At 55.9% G+C, this 26,993-nt stretch carries 24 protein-coding genes; 17 read left to right on the top strand and 7 right to left on the bottom strand.

The window, feature by feature from the left end; all coding sequences use genetic code 11:
* Positions 1-5: 5 nt before the first annotated feature.
* The 4 genes from NZD89_RS25520 to NZD89_RS25505 all read left to right on the top strand — a co-directional run bounded on the left by NZD89_RS25520 (position 6) and on the right by NZD89_RS25505 (position 6,100).
* Positions 6-1,232, top strand: a complete 1,227-nt coding sequence (locus NZD89_RS25520; protein ID WP_268005468.1) for a multidrug effflux MFS transporter — start codon at positions 6-8, stop codon at positions 1,230-1,232.
* A 336-nt stretch (positions 1,233-1,568) separates the two neighbouring features.
* Positions 1,569-3,467, top strand: coding sequence for a PrkA family serine protein kinase (locus tag NZD89_RS25515; protein WP_268005467.1), 1,899 nt, complete (start codon positions 1,569-1,571; stop codon positions 3,465-3,467).
* 33 nt (positions 3,468-3,500) lie between these two features.
* Positions 3,501-4,655, top strand: a complete 1,155-nt coding sequence (yhbH, locus tag NZD89_RS25510) for a sporulation protein YhbH (protein WP_268005466.1) — start codon at positions 3,501-3,503, stop codon at positions 4,653-4,655.
* On the top strand, positions 4,652-6,100 hold the full coding sequence (locus NZD89_RS25505; protein WP_268005465.1) for a SpoVR family protein: 1,449 nt from the start codon (positions 4,652-4,654) through the stop codon (positions 6,098-6,100). Before yhbH ends, NZD89_RS25505 begins: the two co-directional genes overlap by 4 nt.
* 93 nt (positions 6,101-6,193) lie before the next feature.
* Here the strand turns inward: NZD89_RS25505 and NZD89_RS25500 are convergent, their stop codons facing one another.
* The 3 genes from NZD89_RS25500 to NZD89_RS25490 all read right to left on the bottom strand — a co-directional run bounded on the left by NZD89_RS25500 (position 6,194) and on the right by NZD89_RS25490 (position 8,674).
* Complete coding sequence (locus tag NZD89_RS25500; protein ID WP_268005464.1) at positions 6,194-7,552, bottom strand: purine-cytosine permease family protein; 1,359 nt, start codon at positions 7,550-7,552, stop codon at positions 6,194-6,196.
* Between the two features lie 142 nt (positions 7,553-7,694).
* The gene (locus tag NZD89_RS25495; protein WP_268005463.1) at positions 7,695-8,210 is read right to left on the bottom strand and encodes a transcription repressor NadR; all 516 of its coding nucleotides are present in this window, start codon (positions 8,208-8,210) and stop codon (positions 7,695-7,697) included.
* A gap of 272 nt (positions 8,211-8,482) precedes the next feature.
* Entirely contained in the window at positions 8,483-8,674 is a 192-nt protein-coding gene (locus tag NZD89_RS25490) for a hypothetical protein (RefSeq protein ID WP_268005462.1), read from the bottom strand.
* A 111-nt stretch (positions 8,675-8,785) separates the two neighbouring features.
* Between NZD89_RS25490 and NZD89_RS25485 the strand changes: the two genes are divergently transcribed.
* From NZD89_RS25485 to aroA, 3 genes are all read left to right on the top strand, one after another.
* Entirely contained in the window at positions 8,786-9,271 is a 486-nt protein-coding gene (locus NZD89_RS25485; RefSeq protein WP_268005461.1) for a nitroreductase family protein, read from the top strand.
* A gap of 228 nt (positions 9,272-9,499) precedes the next feature.
* Positions 9,500-10,363 carry a Dam family site-specific DNA-(adenine-N6)-methyltransferase gene (locus NZD89_RS25480; RefSeq protein WP_268005460.1) on the top strand — a complete coding sequence of 288 codons (864 nt, stop codon included), beginning with the start codon at positions 9,500-9,502 and terminating at the stop codon, positions 10,361-10,363.
* A gap of 4 nt (positions 10,364-10,367) precedes the next feature.
* Positions 10,368-11,714: a 3-phosphoshikimate 1-carboxyvinyltransferase gene (gene aroA, locus NZD89_RS25475; RefSeq protein WP_268005459.1), complete on the top strand. Its 1,347-nt coding sequence runs from the start codon at positions 10,368-10,370 to the stop codon at positions 11,712-11,714.
* Positions 11,715-11,891: 177 nt separating this feature from the next.
* Here the strand turns inward: aroA and rnz are convergent, their stop codons facing one another.
* Both rnz and NZD89_RS25465 read right to left on the bottom strand, forming a co-directional pair.
* Positions 11,892-12,902, bottom strand: coding sequence for a ribonuclease Z (gene rnz / locus NZD89_RS25470; RefSeq protein WP_268005458.1), 1,011 nt, complete (start codon positions 12,900-12,902; stop codon positions 11,892-11,894).
* A 33-nt stretch (positions 12,903-12,935) separates the two neighbouring features.
* The gene (locus NZD89_RS25465) at positions 12,936-14,147 is read right to left on the bottom strand and encodes an MFS transporter (RefSeq protein WP_268005457.1); all 1,212 of its coding nucleotides are present in this window, start codon (positions 14,145-14,147) and stop codon (positions 12,936-12,938) included.
* A gap of 160 nt (positions 14,148-14,307) precedes the next feature.
* On the opposite strand from NZD89_RS25465, the gene NZD89_RS25460 reads away from it, so the two are divergent.
* Both NZD89_RS25460 and NZD89_RS25455 read left to right on the top strand, forming a co-directional pair.
* Positions 14,308-14,772 carry a MarR family winged helix-turn-helix transcriptional regulator gene (locus NZD89_RS25460; RefSeq protein ID WP_268005456.1) on the top strand — a complete coding sequence of 155 codons (465 nt, stop codon included), beginning with the start codon at positions 14,308-14,310 and terminating at the stop codon, positions 14,770-14,772.
* Between the two features lie 90 nt (positions 14,773-14,862).
* On the top strand, positions 14,863-16,338 hold the full coding sequence (locus tag NZD89_RS25455) for a potassium/proton antiporter (RefSeq protein ID WP_268005455.1): 1,476 nt from the start codon (positions 14,863-14,865) through the stop codon (positions 16,336-16,338).
* A 136-nt stretch (positions 16,339-16,474) separates the two neighbouring features.
* Here the strand turns inward: NZD89_RS25455 and NZD89_RS25450 are convergent, their stop codons facing one another.
* Entirely contained in the window at positions 16,475-17,929 is a 1,455-nt protein-coding gene (locus tag NZD89_RS25450; RefSeq protein WP_268005454.1) for an MFS transporter, read from the bottom strand.
* Between the two features lie 294 nt (positions 17,930-18,223).
* Between NZD89_RS25450 and NZD89_RS25445 the strand changes: the two genes are divergently transcribed.
* Both NZD89_RS25445 and NZD89_RS25440 read left to right on the top strand, forming a co-directional pair.
* Complete coding sequence (locus tag NZD89_RS25445) at positions 18,224-18,943, top strand: metallophosphoesterase family protein (protein ID WP_268005453.1); 720 nt, start codon at positions 18,224-18,226, stop codon at positions 18,941-18,943.
* Positions 18,944-19,001: 58 nt separating this feature from the next.
* Entirely contained in the window at positions 19,002-19,553 is a 552-nt protein-coding gene (locus NZD89_RS25440) for a DNA topology modulation protein (RefSeq protein ID WP_268005452.1), read from the top strand.
* A 25-nt stretch (positions 19,554-19,578) separates the two neighbouring features.
* Here NZD89_RS25440 and NZD89_RS25435 read toward each other — a convergent pair whose 3' ends face one another.
* Positions 19,579-20,244: a hypothetical protein gene (locus NZD89_RS25435; protein WP_268005451.1), complete on the bottom strand. Its 666-nt coding sequence runs from the start codon at positions 20,242-20,244 to the stop codon at positions 19,579-19,581.
* Positions 20,245-20,653: 409 nt separating this feature from the next.
* Between NZD89_RS25435 and coxB the strand changes: the two genes are divergently transcribed.
* The 6 genes from coxB to NZD89_RS25405 all read left to right on the top strand — a co-directional run bounded on the left by coxB (position 20,654) and on the right by NZD89_RS25405 (position 26,983).
* Positions 20,654-21,496: a cytochrome c oxidase subunit II gene (gene coxB, locus NZD89_RS25430; RefSeq protein WP_268005450.1), complete on the top strand. Its 843-nt coding sequence runs from the start codon at positions 20,654-20,656 to the stop codon at positions 21,494-21,496.
* A gap of 95 nt (positions 21,497-21,591) precedes the next feature.
* Positions 21,592-23,520 carry a cytochrome aa3 quinol oxidase subunit I gene (gene qoxB / locus NZD89_RS25425; protein WP_268008614.1) on the top strand — a complete coding sequence of 643 codons (1,929 nt, stop codon included), beginning with the start codon at positions 21,592-21,594 and terminating at the stop codon, positions 23,518-23,520.
* A gap of 2 nt (positions 23,521-23,522) precedes the next feature.
* A complete protein-coding gene (qoxC, locus tag NZD89_RS25420; protein ID WP_268005449.1) occupies positions 23,523-24,158 on the top strand; it encodes a cytochrome aa3 quinol oxidase subunit III in 636 nt (211 codons plus the stop codon).
* 1 nt (position 24,159) lies between these two features.
* Positions 24,160-24,477: a cytochrome aa3 quinol oxidase subunit IV gene (gene qoxD, locus NZD89_RS25415; RefSeq protein ID WP_268005448.1), complete on the top strand. Its 318-nt coding sequence runs from the start codon at positions 24,160-24,162 to the stop codon at positions 24,475-24,477.
* Positions 24,478-24,512: 35 nt separating this feature from the next.
* Positions 24,513-25,508, top strand: a complete 996-nt coding sequence (locus NZD89_RS25410) for a COX15/CtaA family protein (RefSeq protein WP_268005447.1) — start codon at positions 24,513-24,515, stop codon at positions 25,506-25,508.
* A gap of 197 nt (positions 25,509-25,705) precedes the next feature.
* Positions 25,706-26,983 carry a D-alanyl-D-alanine carboxypeptidase family protein gene (locus NZD89_RS25405; RefSeq protein ID WP_268005446.1) on the top strand — a complete coding sequence of 426 codons (1,278 nt, stop codon included), beginning with the start codon at positions 25,706-25,708 and terminating at the stop codon, positions 26,981-26,983.
* Positions 26,984-26,993: the final 10 nt, after the last annotated feature.

Here is a 26,993-nt window from a genome sequence, read left to right as displayed (position 1 = left end):
ATTTCATGAACACCGTACATACCGCAGTGGATCATCAGTGGGCGACCTCGCGGCGGTTTCGGACGGCGGCGATTCTCGGCTCGCTGACTGCGTTGGCCCCGCTGTCCATCGACATGTACTTGCCGTCATTGCCCGTCATCGCGAAGGATTTACACGCATCGACGTCGGTCGTCCAGCTCAGTATCACTTTGTGTCTCATCGGATTGGCACTGGGACAATTAGTGGCTGGCCCACTCAGCGATGCGCGCGGGCGCCGCGGTCCGCTGCTGACTGGGCTGGCGGTCTATGTCCTGGCGTCGTTCGTCTGCGCCGTGACGCCGAACATCTGGTTGCTTGTCGCGCTGCGCTTCGTTCAGGGTTTCGCGGGTGCGGCCGGGATTGTCATCGCGCGAGCCATCGCCCGCGATTTGTACTCGGGGCCAGAACTCACGCGCTTTTTCTCGCTCCTGATGCTCGTCAACGGTGTGGCCCCCATTCTCGCGCCCGTGCTCGGCGGTCAGTTGCTGCGCGTGATGTCCTGGCGTGGCGTATTTGTCGTGCTCGGGGGCCTCGGCATTGGCATGTTCGTCACGGCGAGCTTGGCGCTTCGCGAGACGCTGCATCCTGAACACAGGCGGTCAGGCGGCGTCGCCGAGACTGTTTCGACGTTTTCGGTGCTCTTGCGCGAGCGCACATTTATCGGATATGCGCTGTCGCAGGGCCTCGTCAATGCAGCGATGTTCGGGTACATCTCCGGATCTCCATTTGTCCTCCAAAACATTTACGGATTATCTCCGCAGATGTTCAGCGTGTGTTTCGCCATCAATGGCCTCGGTATCATTTTGTTTTCGCGAACGTCTGGCGTGCTCGCGGGTCGGGTAGCGGATGTGCTGCTGTTTCGAAGTGGCATTGGCATCGCGGCATGTGGAGGACTAGCGCTGCTCGCCTCCGTACTCTTTCACTTCGGATTGGCGGGCGTGCTTCCCACTTTGTTCCTGCTCGTTTCGAGCGTCGGGGTGGTGGGGACTATCGGATCCGCCTTGGCCATGCAAAACCAAGCCCGGTCCGCCGGCAGCGCCGCCGCGCTCATCGGTGTGGCACAGTTGCTTCTCGGCGCTGTGGCATCGCCGCTCGTCGGACTTGGCGGAAGCCACACAGACGTGCCGATGGGCGTAGTCATCGCCGTTTGTGACGTCGGTGCGGTAGTGGTCTACACCCTGCTCGCGGGACGGGGGCGCAGGCAACCGGATTGACGTTTGCCGCAAAGCGAGCGGGTATATCCCGCTCACTCCTTCACATCCTCTTTCTTTACCTCAAAAACACTCCGCATATTTATCCCACTTTGAAGGTCAAACACGTATAAATATGATCACACAGAATGCCGCCGAATTCCCGTTTCGCGAGCGAGAAGAGACGGCTTTTGTGAGCACGTAGTACAGCGGTTGCCAAGCAAAGCATGGGCATGTAGTCAAGCCAGGTCCGAATAGGATGAAGAAACGCGGACGGATTTGTCTTGTCGCACGGAGAGTCCGTTGTAAGTCGGTTGTAACGGTCGCTTGTAAGACTTGCACCTGGAGGAGGATGGGACCATGAGTTTTCTTGACCGACTCAACACCTACCGCGCGGAGGAAGAGGGACTTCGTTGGGAGGGGACGTTCCATGAATATATCGAGATCGTCAGGGAGCATCCCAGCGTGGCCAAGACAGCACACGCTCGTATATACGACATGATTTCCAGCGCGGGAATCGACACCGACGCGGATGGACATCACCACTATTCGTTTTTTGAGACTGAGATGTACGGCTTGTCCAGTACACTCGAACGGCTGGTGGAAGAGTATTTCCATGCAGCGGCGCGGCGCCTAGACGTGCGCAAGCGCATTCTGTTGCTGATGGGCCCGGTCAGCGGCGGCAAATCGACCATCGTCACGATGCTCAAACGTGGGATGGAGCAGTACTCGAAAACGCCGGACGGAGCCCTCTACGCGATTAAGGGATGTCCGATGCACGAGGAGCCACTTCATCTCATTCCGCTGGAGTTGCGCAATGAGTTTGAACGCGAGTTCGGCATCCGCATCGAAGGGAACTTGTGCCCGAGTTGCCGCATGCGTCTTGACGAGAGCTACGGCGGCCATATCGAGCAAGTACCCGTCGAGCGCGTGGTGATGTCAGAAGACCGCCGAATTGGCATCGGAACGTTTAGTCCGTCTGACCCCAAGTCGCAGGATATCGCCGATTTAACCGGCAGTATCGACTTTTCTACGATCACCGAATTCGGCTCCGAATCCGACCCTCGGGCGTACCGCTTCGACGGCGAACTCAATAAAGCGAATCGCGGCATCATGGAGTTTCAGGAGATGCTCAAGTGCGACGAGAAGTTTTTGTGGCACTTGCTGAGCCTGACGCAAGAAGGAAATTTCAAGGCCGGGCGCTTTGCACTCATCTCTGCAGATGAATTGGTTGTGGCACATACGAACGAGGCTGAGTATCGCAGCTTTGTAGCGAACAAGAAGAATGAGGCACTGCAGTCGCGCATGATTGTGATGCCGATACCGTACAACCTGCGCGTCGACGACGAGGTGAAAATCTACGACAAGCTCGTGCACCAAAGCGACCTGAAAGACGTGCATATTGCGCCGCACGCACTGCGCACGGCGGCCATTTTCTCCATCCTGACGCGCCTCAAGGAATCGAAGAAGCAGGGCGTCGACTTGCTGAAAAAGCTGTATTTGTACAACGGTCAGACAGTGGAAGGGATGAAGGACGCGGACTTGAAAGAACTGCGAACGGAATATTCCGATGAGGGGATGTCTGGGCTAGATCCCCGTTATATCATCAACCGCATATCGACCGCACTCATTCGCCGTGACACGCAGTGCATCAATGCATTAGATGTCCTACGGGCGATTAAGGACGGACTCGACCAACACGCGTCCATCGGCGCGGAGGATCGGGAACGGCTGCTGAACTTTGTAGCGCTCGCTCGGAAAGAGTTTGACGAGATGGCGAAGACCGAAGTTCAGAAGGCGTTTGTCTATTCCTTTGAGGAATCCGCCAAGACGTTGCTCGACAACTACCTCGACAACGTGGAGGCGTACTGTAACTGGCAGAAATTGAAAGACCCGCTGACGGGGGAAGAGCTCGATCCCGACGAACGCCTCATGCGCTCCATCGAAGAACAAATTGGCATTTCGGAGAACGCCAAACGCACTTTCCGCGAGGAGATCCTCATTCGCATCTCCACGTACGCCCGCCGTGGCAAAAAGTTCAATTATCACTCGCATGAGCGGCTGCGGGAGGCCATTGAGAGGAAGTTGTTCGCCGATTTGAAGGATGTCGTCAAGATTACGACCTCCTCGAAGACGCCGGACGAGACACATCTGAAGAAAATCAACGAGGTGACAGCACGACTGATTGACGAACATGGATACTGCCCGTCGTGCGCCAACGAACTGTTGCGATACACGGGAAGTCTCTTAAACCGCTAAAGTGTGTTGCCGACCCGAAAGGGGAGATGAAACGTGTCGAATACCTATTTCTCACTGCAAAGGGAAGACTGGTCGCTCCATCGCAAAGGACAGCAGGATCAGGACCGACATCGCCACAAAGTAAAGCAGGCCATCAAGGACAATCTCGCCGATATCGTCAGTGACGAAAGCCTCATCATGAGCAACGGACGTCAAATTGTTAAAGTGCCAATTCGCTCGCTTGAGGAGTATCGGATTCGTTACAACTTCCAGAAGGGTCGCCATGCAGGTACGGGGCAAGGGGATTCGCAAGTCGGGGACGTTATCGCGCAGGGAAAACCGGACAAACAACAGCCGGGTAAGGGCGAGGGAGCCGGTGAACAGCCGGGTGTGGATTACACTGAGGCAGATGTGAGCTTGGAGGATATTCAGGCGCTCCTCTTCAGCGAGCTTGAACTACCTGATCTGGTAGATAAGACGCCCGACAGGATGATTACGGAGAGTATCGAGTTTCGGGACGTGCGCAAGAAGGGGTTATCCGGCAACATCGACAAAAAGCGGACACTCTTGGAGTCGATTCGGCGCAACGCTCGAGCCGGTTCAGATAAGACGCAGATTCTTCCGGATGATTTGCGGTATAAAACCTGGGAGGAAATTGAACAACCAGACTCAAATGCTGTGATTCTCGCGATGATGGACTTATCCGGCTCAATGGGGCTGTTTGAGAAATATTGTGCTCGAACGTTTTTCTTCTGGATGACTCGCTTCTTGCGGACGAAGTACGACAACGTGCACATTCGCTATATCGCGCATCACACAGAAGCGCATGAGGTCACCGAGGAACATTTCTTTACGAAAGGCGAGAGCGGTGGAACGATTTGCTCCTCGGTGTACGATTTTGCACTTCGGATGATCGAGCAAGAGTATCCACCTGATAGGTACAATATTTATCCGATCCACTTCTCGGACGGCGACAATCTAACGTCTGACAACGAGAAGTGCGTGAGACTGGTGAAGGAGCTCAGCACCAAATCGCAAATGTTGGGGTACGCCGAAGTGAATCAATACTCGCGTAACTCGACGATGATGAACGCCTTTGCCAAACTTGACATGCCGGAGTTTCGAAAGTTTATCATCCGGGACAAAACGGAAGTGTACGCCGCTCTAAAGCATTTCTTTTCGCGGCGCGATGGGGTGAAAAGCGCATGAACCACGAGGAAATGGCCGCGCTTGAAGCGAGTATTGACGAGATGACCAAACTCGCGAGGGACTTCGGGCTCGACTTTTATCCCATGCGCTACGAAGTATGTCCTTCCGACGTGATCTATACGTTTGGTGCCTATGGGATGCCGACGAGGTTCCACCATTGGAGTTTTGGAAAGACGTTCCATCGGATGAAACTCGAATACGACCTAGGCATGAGTCGCATCTACGAACTCGTCATCAACTCTGACCCGTGTTATGCGTTTTTGCTTGACGGGAACACGCTGCTTCAAAATAAGACCGTTTGCGCGCACGTCCTGGCGCACTGTGACTTCTTTAAGAATAATGCGACGTTTCGGTATACGTCTCGAGACATGGTCGAGCGGATGGCATCGAGTGCAGAACGCATTCGCCAATATGAGCTGAAACACGGCAGGGAGGCCGTGGAGGGCCTGCTTGACGCGGGGCTGGCGCTGTCGGAGCACGTGGACGCATCGACTGATGGGCGGAATGCACGGGCGAAGGTGAAGCAGCAACAATACCGGAATCGCCGAGGGGAATACGATCCGGTATTCCAGTCCGCGGACCACACCTCGTCTCCCTACGACGACCTCTGGGCGATTGGTGAAGCCGCAGAGGAACGGCGCCAGAAAAAGCCGATGGTGAAGCCGCGCGCCGCACAAAAGGACGTCATGTTGTTTATCATCGAGAACAGTCCGGTGCTCGAGGAGTGGGAGCGGGACATTCTCTCCATCCTGCGCGAGGAGATGTTGTATTTCTGGCCGCAGATGGAGACGAAAATCATGAACGAGGGCTGGGCGACATACTGGCATCTGCGCATTATGCGGGATATGAACCTCACTGATGAGGAGGCTGTGGAATTCGCGAAGATGCACTCCGGGGTCGTCTTGCCTTCGCGGACGTCCATCAACCCCTACCACATCGGGTTGGCGATTTGGGAGGACATCGAGAAGCGGTGGAATGATCCGACGTCAGAAGAGCGCGAACGGGACCATCGCGAACCGGGGCAGGGTCGCGCGAAAATGTTTGAGGTGCGGGATATGGAGAACGACGTCTCCTTCCTGAGAAATTACCTCACGAAACAGTTGGTTGAAGATCTCGACTTGTACCTGTATCAAAAGGTGGGCAACGATTGGCGGATCGTGGACACGGACTGGGAAAAGGTTCGCGATACGATTGTCGCATCTCGCGTCAACGGCGGCATTCCTGTCCTGTACGTCGAGGACGGGGATTACAACCGGAATGGCGAGCTGTATATCAAGCATGAGTACGAGGGAGTCGAGCTGGATTTAAAGCATCTCGAGAAGACGATGCCGTATCTCCATCGGGTTTGGGGTCGCAATTGTCACCTGCAGACGGTCGTCGAAGGCAGAGAAGCTATTTTTTCATACGACGGAAAGAAGACACAGCGCCGTTTTGTCAAAGAATGAACTCCATCACGACTGCAAAAAAAGACGCGGCCGCCGCCGCTCGGAGTCCCCGAGGGCGGCCGCGTCTTTTCGATTGTTCGCCTGAAAACGCCTTTAGAAGGTCGAAGATGCTCCATATTCCCGGCCAGTGGACCGTTTGAGCACGAGGTAGAGCACAAACGAGACGAGGAATCCGACGTAGAGCGCCAGGTCTAACCCGTGCCATGCGGCTGAGATTGGTCCCTGGTACAGCGCGTTGTCCATGAATGGGATGGAGACGACGATGCCAGCCAGGAAACTGACGAATCCGGCCCACTGGAACGAGCGGGACTCGATGTCACCCGCCTGCCTGTTGCGCACGTAGAAGTCGGCGAGGAGGACGCCCATCCACGGCGTGATCCAATACCCAATGAGCAGGAGGAAATTCTCGAAGTTGCTTTCAAACTGACCGCGTCCGAGCAAGCTCAGGAGCAGGCCAATAATACTTGCCAGCACGACGAGCAGCCATCTCGGGATTTTGATATCGAGTGCCCGGACCGACAGGGAATTGGAGTACAGGTTGATGGCATCTGCCGCCGTGCCGCCGAGGATGATGGCGACGGTGGCGATGGCGCCAAATCCCCCCATCGTCCTGTGCAACGCATCAATCGGATTCGCACTGTGACCTGCCGCTAAGACAGCGACGAACATGCCGACTATCTCGAGCCAAGCGGAGGCAATAAAAGATCCGATCGCTGCCGCGAACCCGACGCGCACTTTGCTCGCCTCTGGACTCAGGTATCTGCTGTAATCCGACGCGTAAGGTCCCCAGCTTCCGAGGTAGGAGAATGTCGCACCAACGACGACCATGATTCCAAGCGCCAGATTGTGATTGACCGCGTGATAGGCGCTAAGCTTCGTCCAGTGTGTCAGGCTGATGATGGTGACAATTGCGAACACAATGCCGAGTACTACAGACATGACCCGCTCGTATGCATGGATAAAATTGTGTCCCAGCATGGCCACTATGCCCTGCACGACCACCAAAATGACGGACGCAGCCGCGAAGGAGAGGCCAGGGAACAAGGCATGAAGTCCAAAGGAACCCAAAATGTTGTTGACTGTGAACCAGCCAATCGTGCTCACGAAGTTCAAGAGGCCTGGGACATAACCCCCGACGCGGCCGAAGGTCGCCCGCGTAATGATCAGTTGCGGCAGTCCGTAGGTCGGTCCCATCGCGGAACAGAGCCCGAGTACGACGGCGCCGACGATATTGCCGATGAGAATCGCGATGATTGCCCAAATCCAAGACATTCCGAGCGATACCGGAATAAAGCCCAGTGCGTAGTCGGCAATGGTCAGATTGCTGCCCAGCCACAGCGTAAATTGTCCGAAAGCGTTCCCGTGTCGCTCTTGTCGCGGCACTTTTTCAACGCTAAACGGCTCGACTTTCATCACTTTGTCGCCATATACAGCCTGTCTCTGATGAGCCAACCAAAACACCTCCCAGATTAAGAGTACACCGCTGTATATACACCTGTTTGGACACGGTTGTAAAGGATTTTTATTTGGTAGGTCGATGGCGGGCCAGCGACGCATAGGGCTGGTGGGGCGGCTGGCCGGAGAAGCGATCTCGTCAGTCGATCACCACAATTCCAGCAGACCGAAGTTGTGCGATGGCGTCCGTGAGTTGGTCGGCGTGATCGAACTCGACGAGATGATAGTGGATACCACCTGTGAGCGATGAGAGAAACGGCGCGCGCTCCGATTGAATTTTCGCGAGAAAGTGCTCGACGTCGCGCCGGGACGACAGGTATAAATTGGCGACGATTTCGCCGTACACGCGGTGCTCCACTCGCACGTCGATGACGCGCAATCCACAGTCGACAAAGATGTTGAGCTCAGTCGGGGTTTGTTCTGGCTTGTGAGATACGGCTACCAGTGCCGTCTGTACCGACTGTGTCGACTGAATCAGATACCCTTTTGGCGTCGCGAGGATGCGGTGGCCCATCGCGCGCAGCAGTGCGATATCGTGTACCACCACTTGGCGCGTCACCCCTAACTGTTTGGCCAAGGCTTGCCCGGACACAGGATGGATGCTCTGGCCGAGGGCTGCCAACAGGTCCTCCTGACGGTTCGTCATTTCGTTCATATCATCACCCGTTTTTTCGTTCAGTGGTTCACAGATCTTAAGCATGCTCTATTTGGTCGCCGCCGACAAGTGCAGAAACAGTCGAGGAAGCGCTGCCACATGCGGCCAGATTGATGGAACCTTCGGGTGCGGTGGGGTTGCACATAGGGTAACCAGGTGATTGACGGCCGATATGATACGCCACCGCCACCGCAAACGCCTGGTTACCCAAGTGGCTCAGTATGAGCCCTTGGCTTGCGACCCCTTGATGCGCTGTCGCGCAAAACTCGATTTTACTCTGGACACATAGCGTCTTTTCGCTGGCCGCGGTTGTTTCCCCAAGAGCCGTTCTGGCCAGCGGGGTTTCTTTGCGCCTGAGCTCGGTTCGCGGCGATGCGCGAGCCAACGATCACGCCGGCCAAGGACGCCGTTACACCAGCTGGGATCAGGCACCAGACCCAAGCCTTTTCACTCACTCTTGCCATCCACTTCACCTCTTCCTATACCTTGCGTATTTCCGCTCGCACATAGTCATCGACATTGTCTGTACTTGGTGTATGATTTGTGCGTCAGCTGATTACGGAAGGGAGTTTCTCATGGATACAATAGAAGCTATTGTGGGACGCCGAAACATTAAGCAGTTCAAGTCCGAGCCAATCGCCGAAGCCACCTGGAAAAAGTGGCTTGAGGCAGCGAGCTACGCTCCGAATCACCGCATGAACCAACCCTGGGAGATTCTCGTCATTGGGGAAGAGACGCGCGCAAAACTGAATCACAGGCCAAACTTTGGCGATGCACCGCTCGTGTTGGCCATTGTGTCGCAGGGATCGGAAAAGCCGGTAGAACGCGACGAGAACCTCGTTGCCACCTCCGCTTTCATCCAGAACTTCTGCTTGGCAGCGCACGCAGAAGGGGCTGGGACGCGCTGGACGTCCATTGGAAACACGCCAAACGCCCGTGAAATTCTAGGCGTGAGCGACGAGACCGCCACCATTTGGGTACTTGGCGTCGGTTACCCACTCGAGGTTCCGGAAGTGAAGGAACGTGCGCCTATTGAAACGAAAACGAGGCAGCTTTCGTAATCGCGTACAGTACTCTCCTCGACTCGTCGAAGCGACCCTTGGCCAGATGAATTGCTGGTGCAAGGGTCTTTTTCACTCTGTGGGCCAGTGTGCAATCTTTTGTGCTGGCTGGATACGAGGCCTTCCACCTTGACCGTCGAGGACAGTCCTCGCGAGAATTGATAAATTCCGGCGCGTTCTCTTGTATAATAGGGGACGAGTGCAATTTGCGGCGGATGGGAGTCGAGTATGAAACCATTCTTGAAATGGGCAGGAAGCAAATACCGGGTCCTTTCACACATTCGGCGCGCACTGCCGGATGGCGGCCGTTTAATTGAGCCGTTTTGCGGGTCCTGCGCGGTGTCGCTAAACATCGACAGGTCTGACTATGTCCTGAACGACTCCAACGCGGATTTGATTCGCCTGTATGACATGCTTCGGGCACATGGGGTAGAATTTATCTCCTATTGCCGTCAACTGTTCACACCGGAGACGAATGCGGCGGACGTGTACTATCAGTTGCGCGACGAGTACAACGCGTCGACGGACGTCGCGCATAAGTCGGCCTTGTTTTTGTATCTCAATCGCCACGGCTACAATGGGCTGTATCGGACGAACGGGCGCGGCGAGTTCAACGTTCCCTTTGGCCGTTATCGCAAGCCTTACTTCCCAGAACGTGAGATGTTGGAATTCCATGCGCGATTTCGCGCCGTCCCTTTTTACAACGTCGACTTCGAAACGATGATGCGCGAGGCGGAGCCAGGGGACGTGATCTATTGCGATCCGCCCTATATTCCCCTCAGTCGCACCTCGAACTTTACGTCCTATCAAGCGGGCGGATTTTCGGCGGAGAGTCAAATTCGGCTCGCCCGCGTGGCGCGAGATTTGGCCAGTCGCGGGGTTTTCATCCTGATTTCAAATCACGACACGCCACTCACTCGCGAAGTGTATCAAGGCGCGTCGTTCGTCGAGTTTGAAGTGCAGCGAAACATCAGTCGAGACGGAGGGAACAGAGGCCGCGCGAAAGAGCTGTTGGCCATCTATCGGCCCCAAGCCGTCGCTGTGGACAGCGGTGATCCGCATCTGTCCCTCAATTTTGAATCTATGAGGTGAATGTATGTCATCGAACCATGCGGATTTACAGGCGAGGTCGCCGTGGGCTTTGCAGGACGTCACACGTGCGTCGATGTTCCCTGCGACTAGGCCCATCGATGCAGACCTCGTCGTCCCAGGCAGCAAGAGCTTTACCAACCGAGCGCTCATCGTCGCCGCGCTCGCACGAGGCACGTCGCGTCTGTCCGGCCTCCTGCGCAGTGACGACGCGTATTGGTGCATCGAGGCGCTCAGGTCACTCGGGGTCAAGGTAGACGTCGCCGAGGACGAGGTGACGGTACACGGGATTGCGGGTTCCTGGCCCAATGCGAATGGGCGCATCTACACAGGAGCGGGAGGTACGACTGCCCGATTTTTGACGAGCGCGCTCGCCGCAGGAACCGGAGAGTGGTACGTCGAGGGCAGCAAGCGCATGAACGAGCGGCCGATGGGCGTACTGTTCAATACCTTGCGGGATTTGGGTGCGACCATCGAGCCGCTGACCAAAGGGCAAGACACGTTGCCGGTACAGTTGATTGCAAACGGCCTTCGCGGGGGCCGCGTCCAGATGTCCGGGTCCGTTTCGAGCCAGTTCATCAGCGGGGTTCTGATTGCGGCGCCGTACGCCAAGGCTCCTCTCACTGTTGAAATTACCGATACGATTGTGCAGCACGCATATGTACATATCACGCTCGACATGATGCGGGCGTTCGGAAGTGAAGTCGTTGCGAATGCCCATCTCAGCGAGATGACCGTCTCCCCCACAGGGTATCAGGGCCGGGATTACGAAATCGAGGCAGATGCCTCGACGGCCTGCTATTTCTGGGCCATCGCCGCCCTCACCGGCGGGCGCGTGCGCGTGAAAAATCTCTCCTATGACACCAGACAGCCGGACGTTCATTTTGTCGACGTCCTAAAGGACATGGGCTGTGCGGTAGACATCGGCGGGCAAGGTATCGAAGTTCGCGGCCCAGCCCGTCTGCGCGGTGGCTTGACCATCAGTATGAAGGAAATGTCCGACCAGGCCCTGACCCTCGCCTTTCTCGCTCCGTTTGCAGATGGGCCCATCGCCATCACCGATGTCGAGCATATTCGCCATCATGAGTCCGACCGGCTGGCTGCCATCTGCGAAACGCTCAGTCGCCTTGGGATTGAAGTCGAAGAGCGGCGCGACGGCGTCACGATTCACCCGGGCACACCGAGCGGCACGCTTCTGTCGTCGTACGACGACCACCGCGTGGCGATGGCCCAGGCCATCATGGGCACGCGCGTACAGGGAATTGACATCGACGATCCCGGCTGTGTCTCCAAGACGTGCCCGATGTTTTTCGATAAGCTCAAAGAGATCGGCGTCAACGTCACTTTGGCCTAGGGACAGTTCGTAAATACGTGAAAAGCGGCCTTCTACGAGGCCGCTTTTCTATAAAATAAGGGGGCTGTGCCCTCCAGGACACCAATTTTAGATGATGTAGCCGACAGAATCTTGTGCGCCCATCCGTCCTAGCGGGTGCTCTCGACCTGTCCTCTCTGCATTTAGGATAGCCCCGTTCTATTGAAATTCCCTTGAATCAGTGGGTTCTGAAACCGGTGGGTCGATTCGCGAAGCAGATGGAACCGGCGTAGAGACCTTGACCTCACCGGTCCGCAAAATGGGCATCGATGCGTGATCTGAGGCGAGAAACGTATTCGGAAAAATGACTTGGGCCTCTCGCAGCAGGGCACAGAGCGCGTCTTCGTCATAACGTGCGCTCACATGGGTGAGAATGAGCGCCTTGACCCCAGACTCGCGTGCCGCTGTGGCCGCGTCGACGGATGTTGAGTGATGATGCGCGTGCGCTTTTGCCTCGTCAGCGGATGCGTACGTCGCTTCGTGGACGAGGACGTCTGCGCCAGAGGCCAGTGTGGCGATTGCTGAACACGGTGTCGTATCTCCTAAAATGACAACTTTCCGCCCCGGAATCGGCGAAGACAGGTAGGTTTTGGCACGGAGCACTCTGCCGTTTGGCAGGGTGACATCCATCCCGGCCTTCAGTTGTCCGTAGATTGGACCTGGTGCAATGCCCTCGTCTTCTAACTTCGCCTGATTGAGTCGACCAGGTGCGGCGCGTTCTTCCATCCTGTAACCGTAGGAAGGAACGCCGTGTGCGAGCTGGTGGCAGGTGACCACGAATTGATGGTCTTCAAATATCGGGCCCTCGTCGATCTCGTGAACCTGAACTTCGTATGGCAGGTGGGTTTCACTGATGCGAAGGGATGTTTCGACAAACTCGCGCAACCCGCTCGGCCCGTAGATGTCAAGTGGAGTCAGTCCGCCCTGGAATGCACGGCTCCCGAGGAGTCCGGGAAGTCCAAATAGGTGATCGCCGTGAAGATGTGTGATAAATAGTTTCTCCAATTGACTCGGTTTCAGGGGGGATGACAGCACTTGGTGCTGGGTTCCCTCCCCGCAGTCGATCATCCAGAAGGTCCCGCGCTCCTGGTTAAGCCGTAACGAGATGGACGTGACATTTCGCCGAGTCGACGGCATGCCAGCCCCTGTGCCAAGAAAATAAAGCTCCACACCATCGCTCCTTTTTCACCTGTGTGAGGTGCGTCAATGTGATTTTCCGCCGCCGACGTGAGAAAGCGCGTTGCGCCCGATGAACAGGCAAATGATGCCGATGACTACGCCGAGCGCCCCTACGTAAAACGGGCAGGCTGCACTTACGGTATCACTCAGTTTACCCGCCAGCCAAGGCGCGATGCCACCGCCTACGAATCGGACGAAACTGTACGCGGCCGATGCCGTCGGGCGTTCGACCGGAGCCGATTCCATGACCGCTGTGGTGATCAGGGTGTTGTTGATACCGAGAAACGCACCGACGACGATGACGCAAATCGCCAAAGTTGCCTGTGAACGCACGCCAAATCCCATCACGAGCAGGGTGACGGTGATAAGCGTAAGGATGGTGTACATCGTCGGCAGGAGTCCGAACCGAGCTTCCAGCCGAGGAGCCACGAAGACCGACGTGATGGCGAGCAGGATGCCCCAGCCAAAAAAGACGAATCCGAGTTGATGGATGCCCATGTGAAGCGGGAACGGCGTGTATGCCAAGAGTGTAAAGAAACCGAAGTTGTAGAACAGCGCCGTGAGTGCGAGTGTGAGCAAACCTTTGTACTTGAGCGCTTTAAACGGTGCGCTTATCGAGGTCCGATGCGCCGGTTTCGGGACGCCGCGAAGGAACAGCAGGACGGCGATGAAGCCAATTCCCATTAAGCACGCCACGCCGTAAAACGGATCTCGCCAGCTGTGAGCACCCAGCGTTCCACCGAGCAACGGCCCCACGGAGATGCCCAGGCCCAGCGCGGCTTCGTAGAGAATGATGGCACTCGCCGTGGTGCCCCGTGCGACGCCGACGATCACGCTGAGCGCCGTAGCGATGAAGAGGGCGTTACCCAATCCCCATCCAGCGCGGAAGCCGACGATTTGACCGATGGTATTGGAATGTCCAGCGAGGAACGAGAAGCCGACAATCAGAAATAGGCCTGTGAGAAGAGTCCACTTTGGGCCAATGCGCGTACTGATGAAGCCCGTGATTAACATCGCGATCCCTGTGACAAGGTTATAACTGGTGAATAATAACTCCGTTTGAGATTTAGAGGCGTGGAGCTGCGAGCTAATGGCGGGTAGAATGGGATCGACCAGGCCAAGTCCCATGAATGCGATAATGCAGGCAAATGCCACGGCAAAGACGGGTGCCGGTTGGTGCAGGATATTCGACTGTGCACCCTCGAGTTCGAGCTCATCCTGTTGGTGAGTTGACATACATGTGCCCTCCTGTTCATGATTGTTTGCCGTGTGCTCGACGGGTGGGTCTGCACCACTTTGTACGTCGTCAACAAACAGTTGTATTATACAACTATATGGCGGCTGATAAAAGGTTTGTTGTGTAAAAAAATTTATAACAGAGTAGGAGTGCACCTTTGTGGACGATATACTACAACGACTGGAGCAGGAAGTAGCGGTGTTCGCACGCAGGGTGGAGTCTGCCCGCACGCGCACGTATGGCACCGCACAATTAGATCGGTCTGCATACCTACTGTTACTGTTCCTCCATACAAACGGAGAATGCACACCGAGGGAATACGCCACCACATTCGCGCTCGACATCTCGACGGTGAGTCGCCAAATTCCACCGCTTGTGGAGATGGGGTTAATTGAACGCCACTTGTCGCCTGCGGATAGGAGGAGCAGTGTGCTGCAACTGACCGAGCATGGCATCGAAAAGTTGCAGGAAGTGCGCAACGCGCGGCGGAACCTGTACGCAGAAGTGCTCGACGACTGGACGGAGGATGAACAGAGACAGTTCCTGTACCTCTTGGAGCGGTTCAACGAGCGCCTGAAAAAGCGCGCGGACGAGCGCGCCGCAGAGCAGAAGGACGGGCAGTAGCAAAAGGGGGTTCAGCCGCGCCAGGACATTTTGAAATCCCCCGGAAAAGGCCAGAATGGTGAAGGATTGACTCTGCCGGGGGGACCTTTCGTGAATACCATTACACTCGTCGTGGCCGTCGTTCTTTTGTGCGGCGTGTTGCTCGTCCGCGTAAATAAACAGTTGGGTTTCCCTGCGCTGATCAGTTTCGTCGGGATTGGTGCCGTCTACGCGGCCATTTATCCCGCGGTTTTCGAGACCATCACCCCCACGACGGCGAAGGACCTGAGCTATCTCGCACTCGCCTTCATTCTCTTTGAAGGTGGCCTCCACACGTCACTTCGTCGCGTCAAACATGCTTTCGCACCGTCCATCTCGCTGGCGACCGTCGGCGTGGTGGTGTCTGCAGCTATCATGACGGCGCTGGCGTACGAACTCCTGCACGTGTCCCTCGTCGCAGCTGCATTGCTTGGTGTCGCCGCCAGTTCGACGGACGCGGCCTCCGTGTTCAGCGTCCTCGGAGGCACCGCACTCCGGCGCCGACTGGTCGATGTGATGGAACTGGAATCCGGAACAAACGACCCCATGGCCTTTTTTTTGACGACCATCCTCATCCAGTGGCAACAGTTGACGGGCCACTCTATCTCTCAAGCCATCTGGTACACCCTCGTGCTATTTTTGCTGCAGATGGGCGTTGGGTTCTTCATCGGATTCCTCACCGGCATCTTCGGCTCATTTATCAATCGCAGCATCGATCTCGACACGGGCGGCATGTACCCCGCGTTTACGCTCGGTCTCGCGCTGTTGTCCTTCGCCCTCGCGCAGTCCCTGTACGGAAGTGGTTTTTTGGCGGTGTACGTGACGAGTGTCGTGCTATCCAATCGGCGTCTCGAGCACCGCTACAGCATCCTCCGCTTTCATGAAGGGCTCGCTTGGACCATGCACATACTCATGTTCGTGGTACTAGGGCTGTTCCTCGTGCCGCGCGACTTGGCTTATCTCGCTGGACCTGGCGTATTGCTCGCCGTTGGCGCGTTGTTTTTGGCGCGTCCGGCCGCGGTCTGGGTGTCGACGTTGTGGATGGGGTTCACCGCCAAGGAGCGGGCCTTCATGGCGTGGGCAGGGCTGCGCGGAGCCGCCCCGATTGTCCTGATTCTCTCCGCTGTCGAAGCGCAGGTCACTGGGTACATCGTGTTGATCGAAGTGGTGTTCTTCGTCGTCATCGCGTCGACGCTGGTTCAGGGATTGACCGTGAACTGGGTCGCGGAAAAACTCGATCTGCTCGAACCCACACCGTCCGAAAACATCCTCGACCTGATTTCCATCACACGCGAGAACGCCGTGATTCTCCCTGTGGAAATCGGACAGACGTCTCGCCTCGTCGACAAGCGCATGGTGGAGATCAAGTTTCCGGAAAACACGTTGTGCTACGGTATCGTGCGCGGGAACCAGGTGGTCGTCCCGCGGGGGTCGACAAAGCTGCGCTCGGGTGACCATCTGCTCATTCTGTCGGACCTTAGACACATCCCGAGTCTCAAGACCCTATTTCAGGGCGAACAGGTGGGGCCACCAGCGATGCTCCCGTAGTGACGGGTGCGGCCCCACATGGCAATTGTCATATCGGATAGGTGAAAGCATTCACTACCACATTCGTGCTACCCCTTCTATGCTGGGAACAACAGCTTCGTCGCTGTTGGGAAACGAAGGCGAGCTGGATGGAACCTCAATGCGCTTGCGCATGCTTGCGCTGGCCGCGGACGAGCGACGTCAACACGCCGATGAGGGTCGCGATGAGCATCGCAAACAACGCGGTCCGGAAGCCGACCACAATCAAGTGGACGTCGCGTTGTGGCAATGCGACGGCATTCCCTCCATAGATACTGGCCTGCAGGCGCGGCGGCAGACTTGCCGTGACGAGCATCAACGACAAGGCGGTACTCACGACTTGCCCCATGTTCTGCAACATTGACCGCAGACCGTTCGCCGTCCCTCTGTGTGCGGGGTCTATCGTCGTCATGATGGAGGACGTATTTGGCGTCATGAACAGTGCGGTCCCGGCTCCGACGAGAAACATCCCCACCGCGGCCCATGCGAACGAACTCGCCGGCCCGACTTCAAAGATGAGAACGAGTACGCCCAGCCCAGACAGCGCCAGCCCCAAACTCGACAGGAGGCGCGCGTCATAGCGGCTGGCCAGCGACCCAGCGACAGGGGACAACAAAAGCATTCCGGCGGTGACCGGGAGCACGGCCAGGCCGGCGGTGAAGGCTGAGGCGTGATCGAGTGTTTGGTAGTAGAGCGCCATCAGCAGCACCACTGCAGACCTGGCGAACGAGTTGAGAAAGGCGGACGTGTAGGCCATCGCATATCGCCGCTGCCCAAACAGCCGCAAGTCCATCAGCGGCGACTTCGCGCGCCACTCGATGTGCAGAAAAATCGGTGTCAAGATGACAAACGCAAGTAATCCCGCCACGACAATCGGGTTGCCCCACCCGAGCGTACTGCCTTCCGACAGTGCCAGAATGGCGCCGCCGAGCGCGAAGAAAATCAAGATGTTCCCCGGAAGGTCGAACGCTTCGCGCGTGCCTGTAGATGGCATCGACCGGAGCGTGATCATCGCCCAAATCACGCCGATGACCCCGAACGGCACGTTGAACCAGAACACCCATTGCCACCCGAGCACGGACGCGAAGAACCCGCCGACGACCGGGCCCACGAGTTGTGCCACAGATGCGACGAGCACATTGATGCCAAGCCCCTTGGGAAGTGATTTCTCCGGAAACGCGTCGGTCAACAGCGGCGTCGTGTTGGTTACGACAATCGCCCCGCCCGCCGCTTGGACGACCCGAAGGACGAGGAGGACCCAGATGTTTGGCGCGAAGCCAATGAGTAGGCTGACGATTGTAAACGCGGACAATCCAATGATATATAGCCTGCGGCGGCCGAACATATCGGCGAGCCGACCGAAGATGAGGATGAAGACGGTGTTAAACAACATGTATGAGAGCAAGATCCAGTTTGCCGTGATCGCGGTAGCGTGAAAATGGCGAGAGACAACAGGCAATGCCACGTTGAGCGTTCCTACATTGAGAAGGGTCAACAAAACGCCAAGGCTTGTCACGGACAGAACCATCCACGGATATCGCCTCGAGATGAGCTCTTTCTGTTGAGTGCTCATGGTTCACACCCCTTCCACATTTATTTCGACCAATGAAATATATCACAAACGTATGGGCGTCGCACGAAGGCGAGCGGCTGGTGTTCGTCCGAATAAACCGCAAAAGGTCGGATGAATTCAGCGTAGAACGACGAAGACGGTTGGCGCGCACTTGTGAAATTGAGCGGATTGCGGACGGTAGAGTCCAAAATATAGCAGTCGTAGGGTATCCTCAAGGGGAGGGATTTAACTGCAAAACCGCACATCCACCAACTCAATCTGCAGGGTGGCGATAGACATTCAGGAGGTGTACGCATGCGAGTTGCATTTATATCGGACATTCACGGAAATGCGGTGGCGTTGCGAGCGGTGTTGGACGATATCCGTTCCCTAGGCTGCGACAAAGTGTACGTGTTAGGGGACATCTGCTACCGGGGGCCGGATCCGAAGGCGTGTTTGGAACTCGTGCAATCCGCTGCCGCCGACGTCCTCAAGGGAAATGCAGACGAATGGGTTGTGACGGGCATTCAGCCTGGTCAAGTGTCAGAGGATAGGTTCGTGATGATGAGTGCGGAACGACAGTTCACCGTCTCCCAGTTGACGACGGGCGATATTCAGTATCTCGAGCAGCTTCCGATGACGCTGTCCGAGCGCGTCAACGGCGTCGAGTGGTTCGCCTTTCATGCGACACCGCACGATTTGTTTGCCGTTCTTCAGGAATTCGCGGACGAACAGACGGTCGAGCAAAAGGTCTTTTGCGGGCACGACGCAAACGTGTTTTTATATGGGCACATTCATTTGCCCTACGTCAGGCAAATTGGGGACCGGACGCTGTTGAACTTGGGCAGTGTAGGCTTGCCGTTTGACGGAATTCCACAGGCGTCGTACGCCGTGGTCGAGTTTCATCGGGCGCGGGTCGACATCAATCTTCGGCGCGTGCCCTACGATGTCGACGCGGCTATACGGCGCCTGCGGGAGGTCGATTATCCAAACGTGCCGTACCTGACGAGGCTCTTGCGCGAAGCGCGCCCGTGATACGCGGGGGAACCGCCCCTACAGACGTACGGATCGCAGGCGATGAGGGGGATACAATTTGAAGCGCATTATTGTCATTGGCTCTCCAGGTGCGGGCAAGTCCACGTTTTCCAGAGAGTTGTCGCGGCGACTTGGACTCCCACTCTACCATCTCGACAGCCTGTACTGGAAACCGGGGTGGGTGGAGCGAAGTTCCGAGGAATGGGCGGCCATCCACGAGGGCGTTCTGGCGCAGCCGACCTGGGTCGTCGACGGCAACTACGGTAGTACATTGCACTTGCGCGTGGCGGCGGCGGACACCGTGATTTGGCTCGACCTCCCGCGGACCCTCTGCCTCTATCGCTGCCTCAAACGAGTCGTCCGCCACTGGGGGCGCACCCGGCCGGACATGGGCGCCGGTTGCCCCGAGCGCCTGGACATCGATTTTCTCAAGTACGTTTGGCGCTTCAAGAGAAACGGTCGCGCGAAGATCTTCACGTGTCTGTTGAAGTATGGCGACGACAAGGTGGTATACCGGCTCTCTGCGCGCCGTCGCATTCGCAAATTTCTCGACCAAGTGTCCGAAGAGAGCGGTGGCGACGCTCGAACAAACGCCGCCTCATCTGACTGACTTCGTTCGCAAAGTGACACTAGTTTCACCGAAGTAGGGTTGCTGCCCGCTCCACCGCGCGGCGCACGGCCGCCACCTGCGCTTGGTACCGAGGTCGATCCCAACTGTTGTACGAAGGGTGGGGAACGTCGTCGATGACGACCCAGCTATCGTCGTGGACAGCTGCCAGGCGCACGTACTTTTGGGCGAAGCGCCCGCACGGGATGAGCGTCAACTGCTTCTTGCAAAAGGTCAACAGTTTCGCCCGCAAATTCCCCGTCAGCCAATCCTGAATTTGATTCTGCCGATCCGTCTGGTACTTTACCCGCTGGCTGTTCGATCGGACGTATTCCATGTCTGCAAACCAATCGTCTGGGATGGACGCAGGTGGTTTGGTTCCGTAGGCCGACTTCTGCAGTGGAACATTGCACACGTTGACGAGGCCGATGCCATTGAGGCGCGGATTCTCCCGCGTCCGGGCGTTCTCCTTGACCAGAAGGCCGAGCGGCTGCCGCGCGCATTCGGGCCCAAAGAGGTGCTTGCTCATCGTCGCACCGGAACTTCCGGCTACGGGTGCGCCGTGTTTGACCTCCTGACTGTGGGGGGATTCGAGGACGAAGATACACGAGGAAGTTGGCAATAAGATGTCCGGCACATAGTAGTCTTTTGCGAACCGGCCCACAATGTCGTAAAATGTCGTGGCATCGTGCACGAAAGGCACACCTCCTGAATGCATCTTAGCACGGTTTAAATTGGCTGGAAAAATCCAATAATGGCTTGTTGTGTAGACTAAAACACGTTCGTGCGACTGTGAAGGGGGCAATGCTAGCAACATCAAGGGGGTTTGTTGCTCTTTTGTGACGAATAGGCAAACAAGTGTTTACATAACTGTGAAGTGCTTGTGAAGCTTTTTCAAATTCTTCAACTGTGAGAGCGCCAATTGAAACCGACTCTGGTATCATCTATATGGCGTCTGAGGCGGTGCTCGTTTTATACGCGCTGAAGTCGAGGGCCGATGCGGTTCCTGTATTCATACTTGGGTTCGTCCAAGGCCATTGATTTCTCTCGTCGTTGGGCACTGTTCTACATATCTCATAGACAGAAAGGAGACGAAAGCGACGATGAAGCCAACTGGGCGTCGACTTCGCAGCCTCTTTCTCGTAGTGGGGCTGTCCATGTTTGCCCTTACCGGCTGTAACTCGGCAAAGTACATGCCTGTACTCAGTCCTCAAGGGCCGGTTGCTAGAAGCGAGTACTACCTGATCATCTGGTCATTTGCGCTGATGATGATTGTCGTGTTGGCCGTATTTGTGATCTTCTTCTACATGATCGTCAAATATCGCGCCACGCCAGAGAACAAGGATTACGTTCCACCAGAAATCGAGGGCAATGCTCGCTGGGAGTCCATCTGGACCATCATCCCGCTCATCATTGTCATCGCGCTTGCGATTCCTACCGTGGCCGTCACCTATAAACTCGTGAAGCCACCGAAGGCGGATGTCGCCACGACGCAGGGGGCGTCAAACAATCCGCTCGTGATCGACGTCATTGCAGAACGCTGGAAATGGGTGTTTAAGTACCCGGCTCAAGGCATTGAGACGGTCAACTACGTCAACATCCCAGCAGGCCAACCAGTCGACTTCGAGTTGACTTCGGACGGGCCGATGAACACGTTCTGGGTACCTGCACTCGGCGGGATGGAGTTCAACATGCCAGGTCACGACTTGAAGCTGTGGCTAGAGGCTGACCATCCTGGCACCTATCAAGGGCGAAGTGCACAGTACTCGGGTCGCGGCTTTGCTGCGATGACGTTCGATGTGAACGCAACTACCTCGGCCGACTTTGCCAAGTGGGTTCAAACCATCAAGCAAACCAAGCCAGCTTTGACGAAACAAGCGAATAATCAACTGAGCGCGCCGGGCATCGTTCCGAAGATGGCGTTCTCGTCTGCAAATCCGCAATAACAATGCAACATCAGCAAACGTGACAACTCGCTTGTCGCGTAGCAAGGGAGGAAGCGGGAGTGGATAACTTCCGGCAGTGGGCCGTGCATTTCTTTATGCTCGACGAAGGTCCGATGATCTGGACGTCCGATGTTCTCATTGCGCTGGCCACTATCGGTATCATCGTCGTCCTCAGCTACTTCAAATTGTGGAAGTGGCTCTGGGACAACTGGCTTACGACAGTGGACCACAAGAAAATCGGGATTATGTACTTGATTGCCGCCATTTTGATGCTGTTCCGCGGCGGTACAGATGGCTTGCTGATGCGTGCACAGCTATCTTGGCCAGGGCTTCACTTACTAAACGCCGATCACTATGATCAGATTTTCACCACGCACGGTACCATCATGATCTTGTTCATGGCGATGCCTGCGCTGATTGGCTTTTTCAACGTCGCCGTCCCGCTACAAATCGGTTGTCGCGACGTCGCATTCCCCTATTTGAACGCCATTAGTTTCTGGCTGTTCTTCGTAGCTGCAATGCTCTTTAACTTGTCGTTCGTCATCGGCGGTTCGCCAGATGGTGGGTGGACGAGTTATACGCCTTACGTGGAAACCATGTTTGATCCGGGCCCGGGCGAGAATTACTACTTGGTCGCCCTGCAGATCACGGGTATTGGTACCATCGCAACTGGCGTGAACTTCCTCTTGACGATTTTGCGCATGAGGGCGCCAGGTATGACGCTGATGCGCATGCCGATGTTCACGTGGTCTGTATTTATCACGTCCGTGATCATCGTCTTCGCGTTCCCAGTCCTGACGGTGGCGCTCGCACTGCTGCTCATCGACCGCGATTTTGGGGCGCACTTCTTTACGATCACCGCGGGCGGTATGCCCATGCAATACGTCAACTTGTTCTGGATTTGGGGCCATCCAGAAGTATATATCGTCATTCTGCCGGCGTTCGGCATCTTCTCGGAAGTCTTCAGCACGTTTGCGCGCAAACGGCTGTTTGGTTATTCCGCGATGGTCGTGTCGATGGTCTCCATCGCCATCCTGAGTTTCGTCGTGTGGGTTCACCACTTCTTTACGATGGGCGCGGGTCCAGGCGTCAACTCGTTCTTTGGCGTCTCGACGATGGCGATTGCAGTTCCGACTGGCGTCAAGCTGTTTAACTGGTTGTTCACGATGCACAAGGGCCGTATCGAGTATACGAGCGCGATGTTGTGGGCAGTCGGCTTTATCCCGAACTTCCTGATTGGTGGTTTGACGGGTGTCATGCTTGCCGTTCCACCAGCCGACTATCAGTACCACAACAGTTACTTCTTGGTGGCGCACTTCCACTACGTGCTCGTCGCCGGTACCGTATTTGGCGTCTTTGCCGCCCTCTACTACTGGTGGCCAAAGATGTTCGGCGTATTGTTGAACGAACGGTTGGGCAGATGGCACTTCTGGACGTTTATGATCGGCTTTAACATCTGTTTCTTCCCGATGTTCTTCCTTGGGTTCATGGGGATGACGCGCCGCGTGTACACGTACCAAGCTGGGTACGGTTGGGGCGTTATCAACTTGATTGAAACGTTTGGCGCGCTGTTGATGGGTGTCGGGTTCTTGATCTTCGTGTACAACATCCTCTGGAGCGCACGCTTTGGCGAACGGGATACGACCGGAGATCCTTGGGATGCACGGACACTCGAGTGGGCAACCACTTCGCCAGCGCCACATTACAACTTTGCTCGCATTCCGGAAGTAAAGGGTCGCGACGCGTGGTTACTCATGAAGAAGAACGGCGAGTCTATCAATGGTCCGAAGGGCGTTCCGTTTGAACCGATTCACATGCCGAACGATTCTGGTCGACCGATTATCATGAGCGTGTTCTTCTTCATCGCCGGTTGGGGATTCGTCTTTGAGTGGTGGATCCTTGCGATTATCGGTCTGGCTGGCGTACTCGTCACCTTGGCACTACGTTCGTTCGAGTATGACGACCATCACTACATTCCGGTGGAAGAAATCGAGAAGACAGAAGCTGCGGCAGGGAGGTTGTAAGGATGTCGGACGCGCATACGGCGGTTCACGGTGGTCATCACCCCGTGGATCCGTCCGTTCCCGTCGAATACCACAACGAAGAAAACAGTCTTCGCATTGCTGGGTTCTGGGTATTCCTCGGTTCTGACTTAGTCTTGTTCTCTTGTTTGTTCGCAACCTATGTCGTGATGCACGGTCGCACCGCGGGTGGACCGACATCGAGTCAACTGTTTGACGTCACGGGTTTCACCATTGAAACCATCGCACTGTTGTTCAGTTCGTTTACGTGTGGCCTTGCGACATATGAAATGCGGCGTGGTAATCGCAACGCGATGGTCATGTGGCTGCTCATCACCATTGCCCTTGGCCTCGTGTTTATCGGCTTTGAAGTCACGGAGTTCGTTCAGGACGTGTCGAGTGGAGCGCGCATGCAAACGAGTGGGTTCCTGTCGGCGTTCTTTACGCTCGTCGGAACGCACGGTTGTCACGTAAGTATGGGTATCCTCTGGATGTCTGGACTAGTCGTCCAGTTGCTGCGTCGAGGCATTACGCCCATCACTGCGCGTAAAGTGTTTATCGTGAGTATTTACTGGCACTTCCTCGATGCGGTCTGGATTTTCATCTTCACCGTAGTCTATCTGACAGGGAAGGTGTTGTGACATGGAGACCAATCACAAGTTCCATCAGGAAACCGGTTTTCCGTGGAAGCACATTTGGGGGCTTCTTATCTCCTTAGTGCTGACGGCTATCGCATTCTGGTTGGCGTTGGCCACGCACCAACCGCCTGCGCTGGTGATCACCGTCATCGTCATCTTGGGTGTCGGTCAGTTGTTGGTCCAGCTCTACATGTTCATGCACTTTACTGAAAGTGACGACAAGGCGTGGCAGGTCCCTGCGATTTTCTTTGCGATATTCATCGCATTTACCGTAGTCGCAGGTTCCATCTGGATTATGGCCTTCAAGGCGGTCGTCGCGTAGCAACTGTCTAATGATGTGAATGGAGTTGTGCTGATATGCCGCGGAATCGTGGATGGGGCATCGCTGTATTCGTCCTTGGGATTTTATCGACGATACAGACGCTCATCGTCAATACAATCGGCTTTGCAGATGCAGATACCGGTTCTGCTTTTGCTTGTGGCCATCAGTGGCTCACCTGTAACGGGCAGATCATCCCGAGTCTGACCAATTGGCGGACGCTCATCGAGTATTCGCATCGCATCAATGTACCGATTTTGACGGTGCTCCTCCTGGCCACCGCCATTATCGCCAGTTGGCGATATCGGAAGTGGCCGGAAATCCCGATTCTGTCGGGTATCAGCATTTTTTTCGTCATTCTGGAAGCAGTCCTCGGCGCCATTGCGGTCGTCTGGAATGAGCCACCCGCCGTCATCGCCACGCACTTCGGCGTGTCCTTGTTGGCGTTCAGTAGTGTGCTATTGCTTACCATCAACGTCTGGCGGATCGAACGAGTGTGGGAGGCGTCGCTCGTCAGCGGAGTGCCCTTGCCGATTCGCAAGCCGTTGCCCAACCGAAGTTACAGGTGGTGGGCCTGGTTGTCGGGGCCATACATCTACATCGCCATGTACGTAGGTGCGTACATTTCGAGTGCAAGTGTAGGTGGACTGTTCCGTGGAATTCCAATCCCAACCGAGTCGGCGAGCGCGCCGCACCATGCACTGCTCTTGGATTGGACACATCGGTCGCTGGCTGGCATTCTCGTGCTTTGGGTGCTGGTTCTCTTCGTTCTTGCTGTACAGATGCGCAACGAGCGACGGGACTTGTTTATAGGAAGCATCTTCGCGCTATCATTCGTGGTTTTACAGGCGTTCAGCGGATTTTACTTGGTTGCAAGCCACGTGTCGCTGCCGGCATTTTTGACGCACGTCACAGTGGTGACAGGATTGTTCGGTTCTCTTTGCTTCATCGCCATGCAGACGCTTCCGCCGTCCAGCGGAAGACACGTAGAGGATTCACCGTCTCTCGGCACGGGTGCTGGAAGCAAGGCGTAAATCGAAGACTGAAAAAAGAACTACCCTTTACGCATCTTCGTGATGGTAAGCGGTAGTTCTTTTTTTGCTGCATTTGACCTGTTCGCTGACAACCAAACGGTCGTTTTGCACTGCCCCCTCTAGTCAATTAGGGTGAAATACAACTATGATAAGGGGATGAATTTATCGACATTACTCGACAAGGGGCTTGGTGATTGGTGAAATGGGTCGGACGCGCAGGAGGGAAGCGCCTCTTTCAGTTGATGGGGGTGCTGGTCACAAGTGCAGCACTGCTTGTCGCATCTCCATCGAACGCCATGGCGGCTTCAAAGGCGCCCGTGCTGGATGAATCGATTCTGGGAGGGGTTCCCTACGTCAGTGGGGTGGATTCAAAGAGCTGGCCGAGTATCGTATCGCAAGCGGCAGTCGTCATGGACATGAATACGGGGGCGATTGTCTACGCGAAGAATCCTTTGGCGGAACATTATCCGGCGAGTATTACCAAAATTATGACGGCACTGTTGGCGTTAAAATACGGCAAGTTGAGCGACCGGCTCACGGCTAGCAAGAACGCGGTGAATCAGCCACCGGACAAGCTCTACATGGTGCCGGGCGAAGTGGAAGAGTTGGAGCCCCTTCTGTACGGCCTGCTACTGGACTCCGCGAACGACGCGGCCGTAGACATCGCTGAACACTACGGCGGTTCCGTATCGAAGTTCGCGACGATGATGAATGACGAGGCTAAGTCCCTTGGCGCCACCCATACGCATTTCGACAATCCGAATGGGTTACCCGACCCAAAACATCAGACGACAGCTTACGATATGGCGGTCATCGCTCGAGCTGCCATGCAGTATCCTGAGTTTCGGAAAATTGTACAGACGAAATATTACGATTGGAAGGGGAAGGCATGGCAATCTAAACTGGAGAACCTCAACACTATGCTGTTCTACTATCCAGGATGTATCGGTTTAAAGACTGGGTTTACCAGTGTTGCCCATGAGACGTTAGTGGTGGCGGCAAAGCGTGGAACGGACACCTTTCTCGCCGTGCTCATGGACAACCCCACGGATTACTCCATTCGGCACGATGCGAGCCAATTGCTCGATTATGCGTTTGCTCACTATGAGACGTGGACAATCGTCCGCAAAGGTCAGACCGTTGCAGAACTTGCCGGTCCCAAGGGAACGTCTGTAGCGGTGCAAGCGACGGAAACCGTCACGGCTACCGTACCAAAGGACGATGCACCCCAGTACCATGACTCCATCGAGTACGCGTTTTTGGGTCACCCCATGGCGAAGGGAAGCGTGATCGGGACCCTCGAAGTGGAAGGTGCGAACGGAAAGGTGCTCGCCTCGGTGCCCGCGCAAGTTGGCGCCGATTTGGACCCTATAGAGGCGATTCGTGTAGAGTACACGCTTTTCCCGCTCGCTGTGCTTCTCTCTTTGCTCTTCGTCGCGCTGGGATGGATATGGGTACGCCGCCGGAATGGTTAGCGTGCACGGC

The organism is Alicyclobacillus fastidiosus (assembly GCF_026651875.1).
GTDB classification, from domain to species: Bacteria; Bacillota; Bacilli; order Alicyclobacillales; family Alicyclobacillaceae; genus Alicyclobacillus; species Alicyclobacillus fastidiosus.
The sequence above is the reverse complement of the archived record's forward strand: the minus strand, read 5'-3'. Positions and strand labels throughout refer to the sequence as shown.